Here is a 4975-nt window from a genome sequence, read left to right as displayed (position 1 = left end):
AGCCTTGACGGCAGCACACCGGATCAAGCCTACTTCACCCCGCTGCCGCTCCGCACGGCAGCCTAACCCCGGCAGAGGCTCCACTTATCGACGCGGATATTCTGTTCAGACAACCGGGGCCAGCTCAGTGCGACTGGCGCGACTTATCCCGGTGTCATCTTGCGGGAGGTGCACGATGCCGAGGGGCCGACGCGGCTGAGCTTCCGCGGCTATTGGCGGCAGTCAAACGGCAATCCATTAGTACGTCCGCTGCTCGACCTGCTTCGCGAACGTTATCCGGACCTTTCCGCCTACCCCGGGCGACCGTTGAGCAGCATTTCGTCGTGCCTTGGCAAAGGCCCGATCGGTTGCCATAAAGCGCTCGATCATCGGCGCGATCAATTTGGCAGGTTCGGTCGGCGTCGCCGCTCTTCCGCTACGCGTCAGAATCTCGGCGTAGCTTTTGAGATTTCTGAAGACTGCCGCCGGCAGCTCGATCGTGAGCTTTACCGGCTTGTCGTCTTCGAGCGGTCCAAGCTTGAGCTTCGTCACGGTCTTCCTCCCTTGCCGTAGGGGGCCAGGACTAAGCCGCGCGTAACAATGACCAGCACCGGGAAACTTGGCCAGATGGTCAGCGTCGGCTGGATGTTGAGCCGGCGCTGTACGATTTACTGCCCGGTCTGGCTGATGCTGTTGGACACGCCGCTGCGGATCGCTTGAACAAGGTTGTTCTCATTCTGGCTTTTGCCCGCCTCCGCTCCGACGCTGAGCATGGTCGAAAGGACGGCGGCCTTGAACAGCATGCCCCAATGATCATCGACCTCGTCCTCGAGGCCAGCATAACCACCAGTGTCGGCTCCCGACTGGCGCTCCAGCGCGATCGAGCTACCATTTGGCATGATGATGCGGGTCCAGACCAGGAGGATTCGGCTCTGGCCGAACGCCACAGAACTATCGTACTGGCCGATCAGCTTGGCGGCCGCGCACACAATTTCATTCCACCCGATAACGGATTAGCTCAACAAGTATTCAGTCGTCGTAGGGAGTCAGCGTAGAGCAGAGAAAAGATACTTGCTGCATAGAAGGCCGGTGACGCGGATCTGCGAATAGTCTTTGCAACGGAGCTATCGCTACAGGCGGGCTTGAGTGTGACTCATCGACAACAAAGCCCCGGCGCATCGCAATGCCGAGTTTCCGTGATTGACCGGCGCTCAAGAGGCCTCGCTCGTTCGGCTTAATGTGATCTGCTATTCGGGTCACACCTTGATGCGCTATGCGGCCGGCAATCCGACGTTAGTGCGGGCATCTTCGTATGCAGGTTTCGATGCGCTCCAAGGATTTTCCATGTATTCTTCGTCATCTCTATCGCGCGGGCTGGCTGCAGGTCCGTCCGCCTCGGATACAAACCTCATTCATGTAGCCATCCGGTAAGGGCGAGTCGAGCGCCGCGCGCATAGGGCGGCACATACAGTACGGAATGTGGTCGCGGCACCGCGAACAATAAGAGAGTATTGTAAGTCGGTGGAAAGCATATGGGTGGATCATGATCGCTCCAAAAGGCAGTTTGTCCACCCCAGTCATTGTCCCATTGTGTTGTGAGATTGAGAGAGTAGGCAACCTTTCGAATTCCCGGTGTTCCAGGCGGTTGCTTATCGGTATGCGTTGTTAGAAAATGTCCGGCCTCAAAGCGCGAAGCAAACCCGTCGACATGGATAAACTCGCCATGCCCGGTCGCATCTGCAACAATGCGTCGGAATCTCGTGCCAGTCAGGTATTCAGCAATTGTGCGAAGAACACCAGTGGCGCAACCATCACGCAGTCGTTCCACGAGCGGATAGCTCTTGAATAAATACTGGAACGATGCATTGGAACTGTACGGCTGGCGCCCGTCAGGACGAGAGCGCTCCCAATCCTTCCAGTCGAGACAGATCGGCGTTCCATCCGGGGCAATAGATACAACCGACCATGCATCGAACGACTGGAGAACTTCCGACGCAGCCGCGGCTACGTCAGGCGCCAGAAAATCCACTATCCTCGCAGCTCCGAATGTCTGGAATTCCGCTCGAATTTCAGCTCGACGTTCTACGGTCAAATCGCATTCAGAAATTCGCAGCACTGAGTTACTCCTCACGGAGCAGCCGCTATCGCCGCAAAATTGTGGCGATAGCGGAGACAATGGGACATGGAAATTTACGACGCCTTGGCCTTCAGCGAAACGATCTTGCCAAGCTTGCGATCCTCTGTCTTATCAATCCATTCCGATATGAGAGAACGAAGTTGGGGCCTTGAATTTCCGACATAGTCTTTCAACGCCTTCCAATTATTCCCTGCGAGAAACTGCCGGACTCTGGCAGTCTCCTCAGGAGAGAGCGGAATGTCCATGTGGAATTCCAAAACCGTTTCATCTGCTGGTGTGGCGTAGTCTGTCTTGAGGATCAGGTTTGGTACTGATGAGCCCATTTGCTAGCTCCTATCTTTCCCGCGACCGTTTTGGCCATCTCGGCCAAGTAGGATTGTAGATGGTCTGAGCCTCGCAAGGACCTCCAAGAGTTGGTAGAGTCGATGACCTGCGACGGGCTGACGCAATGAAGTCAGCCCGATTCAAAAACTAGCAGGTCATATTGCACAACAAGAGGAGCGGCAGCGGCGACGGCCGGTGTCTGCCACCAAGCACGGGATCTTCAGCGCGACCTTCTACAAGGTGGAGAGCCAATACGGTGGCTTGGAAGTGCCAGACGCCAAGCGTGGCCGGGACGGCGCTCTAGAAGCGCCCATGCTCCAGGACCTTGAAGAAGAAAAGATAGTGGCGGAAGCCGCAAGGCGAGAGGCTGGTGCACCGCTGCCGACCACCTTGAGGTGAGCGAACGGCGGAAGTGCAAAGTCCCACATCAGTGCGCTATCGCGGCGGGCGAGTTGATGAGGCAGTCGTACATACCCCTGCGCGAACTGGCTGCGGCCCACCGGCGGTTCCGCTACAATCGCCTTCTCACAGTAATTCGTCATGCGACCGAACATGTGGCAAGCACCGATGAGCCCGCCTCAAGCAGACACTCAAATTCAATTGATTTCGCTTAACTGGGAGATCTTATCCTACAATTATGATCTAGGCTCGGGTGCATGTTTGCGTGCGCCACTTTTGCGACACAAGGGTAGAGGCATGAATATTCGCGAAGTAAGACAACTGTATGCCCGGCAGATACTGGCCATGGTCGGAGCAGATAGGGACAAGAAATTAGAAAAGGCATTTTCGGCTGTTCCGCGAGAACACTTTCTTGTAGGCCGTCGGTGGCACGCAGTGACTCCATGGGCTCCTCATTTGCGTTTGCCGACGAACGACCCCACACTTCTTTACCAAGATGTTGTCATCTCCCTTGATCCAAAACGCGGAGTTAACAATGGTAGTCCGTCGCTTCACGCGTGGTTGATGCACAGAGTCGGACCACTACCAGGGGCGACCGTTGTCCACGTAGGCGCGGGAACGGGGTATTTCAGCGCCATTCTTGCCGAACTAGTCGGCAAAAAGGGGCGAGTGCTGGCTATCGAATACGACAAGTCATTGGCGAAATTCGCAAGGGAGAACCTGAGACTTTGGGGAAACGTTGAAGTTTTGAATGCCGACGGCAAGAACTGCGCACTTCCATTGGCTGATCTCATTTACGTCAACTTTGCGGTAAGCCGGCCAGCTGTCACCTGGATCGAAAATCTCAAAGACGGCGGACGTCTTCTATTTCCTCTTGGAACTCCCGAAGCGGAAGCCCGGTTTGTAGGACGACATGCGATGCATGCTGTCGCATTGTTAGTCAGACGTCGGAGAAAGGAGTTTGCAGCGGAGGCATTACGCGAGGTGTCATTTGTTTTCGCTGAAGGAAGCGATGCTGCTGTCGGAGCGTCTGAGGAAAGACGGTTGAGGAAAGCACTTGCCTCCAAGGGATGGCAGAACGTTTCAACCCTCTATTGGAAGCAACGGGCGAAGGGACGATGTTGGTATGCTGCTAAGGATTGGGCATTAGGCGTCAAGAGCTGAAACCCGCCGCACTATCCGAACACCTCGCGGATTTTGGCGCCGCGGACGCTCTGCGCCCAGGGCTAATTAGATACTTGCAATTGGTTTAGTATCTGGAGTCAGATGCGTAGCTGCGAACGCTCCAAATGGAGCTGCTCGATGTGCTAGAATCCTTCTGTGGGCAGCGCGCAATCCGCTGGGCATAGGTTGTCTCGTGCTTTAGCTTCAACTGTGAAAGGCGCAGGACTTGATCGCGGAAGCGATATTTAGGCGTGAGCCTCGGTTTCACCCACGCTTTGAGAAGTTTACGATAGAGCCAGCCAGGATATCGGCTGCACACGGCCGGCTTTCTCGCAGAAGCAGCTTGCGATGCACTATCTTGAACCGCCCACGGGTACTGGATTGTTCGTCTAGCGGGCTTTGAGCGACTGCCCTCACGAATGCTCGTCCTTCTGAATATCGTCCGGGATCTCCTGTCGCAGCTTCGGCCTTTGACTGAGCGGTCGCCCGAGTGCCGCAACGAAATTGTCCCACCGCGCCCCCCTGCGCCCTCGCCGCCTTTGCAGCGGGCTCGGGAAGCGGCGGTGTCGTCGTGAGCCAGAAGCGAACGAACAACGCTAAGGTCTCGACCGAGACCCCGATGTCGCGCTCAAGCCGCGCAATGCGGCGATCGACCTGATCAAGTCGCTTGGCAATAGGGGCGTCCCGTCGCTCGTCGGCGTCGGGGGACAGGAAGGACGCGATGGCGGCTTCGGCGATGAGCGACAGCGATTGCTCGCGGCGACGCGACACCTCGTCGCCAGGCGTCGGGCGGAGCTGAAAGGCATGTCGCGCCGGTAAGCTAGACGCGAGACTTGAGGACTTTTGTATCCCTCCATTGAGGGCCGCCTTGTTTGACGGGCGCGATGGCTGCAGGTCCTAGGGGTAATCCTAGGAGAAGCGCTATGACGATTTCGAGGGCGGAGGTGATCACATCGGTCGAGCGGCGGCGCC

The 4975-nt window shown here is 56.7% G+C and carries 5 protein-coding genes and 2 pseudogenes; 2 read left to right on the top strand and 5 right to left on the bottom strand.

Annotation, left to right across the window (positions count from 1 at the left end; translation table 11 throughout):
* Positions 1 to 237: 237 nt before the first annotated feature.
* From AC066S_RS38415 to AC066S_RS38400, 4 genes and pseudogenes are all read right to left on the bottom strand, one after another.
* Positions 238 to 531 carry a DUF2274 domain-containing protein gene (locus AC066S_RS38415; protein ID WP_235884972.1) on the bottom strand — a complete coding sequence of 98 codons (294 nt, stop codon included), beginning with the start codon at positions 529 to 531 and terminating at the stop codon, positions 238 to 240.
* A pseudogene (locus AC066S_RS38410) lies at positions 528 to 959 on the bottom strand (TraB/TrbI/VirB10 family type IV secretion system protein); the annotation flags it as partial. The pseudogene AC066S_RS38410 and the gene AC066S_RS38415, both read right to left, overlap by 4 nt.
* A gap of 428 nt (positions 960 to 1387) precedes the next feature.
* Entirely contained in the window at positions 1388 to 2095 is a 708-nt protein-coding gene (locus tag AC066S_RS38405; protein ID WP_167767838.1) for a 2OG-Fe(II) oxygenase, read from the bottom strand.
* Between the two features lie 74 nt (positions 2096 to 2169).
* Positions 2170 to 2439 (bottom strand): hypothetical protein, encoded by a 270-nt coding sequence (locus AC066S_RS38400; protein ID WP_135167612.1) that lies wholly within the window; start codon positions 2437 to 2439, stop codon positions 2170 to 2172.
* 196 nt (positions 2440 to 2635) lie between these two features.
* On the opposite strand from AC066S_RS38400, the gene AC066S_RS38395 reads away from it, so the two are divergent.
* Both AC066S_RS38395 and AC066S_RS38390 read left to right on the top strand, forming a co-directional pair.
* The gene (locus AC066S_RS38395; RefSeq protein ID WP_135171811.1) at positions 2636 to 2839 is read left to right on the top strand and encodes a hypothetical protein; all 204 of its coding nucleotides are present in this window, start codon (positions 2636 to 2638) and stop codon (positions 2837 to 2839) included.
* 297 nt (positions 2840 to 3136) lie between these two features.
* Complete coding sequence (locus tag AC066S_RS38390; protein WP_135167615.1) at positions 3137 to 4003, top strand: protein-L-isoaspartate O-methyltransferase family protein; 867 nt, start codon at positions 3137 to 3139, stop codon at positions 4001 to 4003.
* A gap of 413 nt (positions 4004 to 4416) precedes the next feature.
* Here AC066S_RS38390 and AC066S_RS38385 read toward each other — a convergent pair.
* A pseudogene (locus AC066S_RS38385) lies at positions 4417 to 4774 on the bottom strand (CopG family transcriptional regulator).
* Positions 4775 to 4975 lie beyond the last annotated feature (201 nt).

It is taken from the genome of Bradyrhizobium sp. CFUWI (genome assembly GCF_056429085.1).
The sequence above is the reverse complement of the archived record's forward strand: the minus strand, read 5'-3'. Positions and strand labels throughout refer to the sequence as shown.

Coding starts and splice junctions, on each gene's coding strand:
- AC066S_RS38400 (WP_135167612.1), bottom strand. CDS start 2,439: ATGGGCTCATCAGTACCAAACCTGATCCTCAAGACAGACTACGCCACA.
- AC066S_RS38390 (WP_135167615.1), top strand. CDS start 3,137: ATGAATATTCGCGAAGTAAGACAACTGTATGCCCGGCAGATACTGGCC.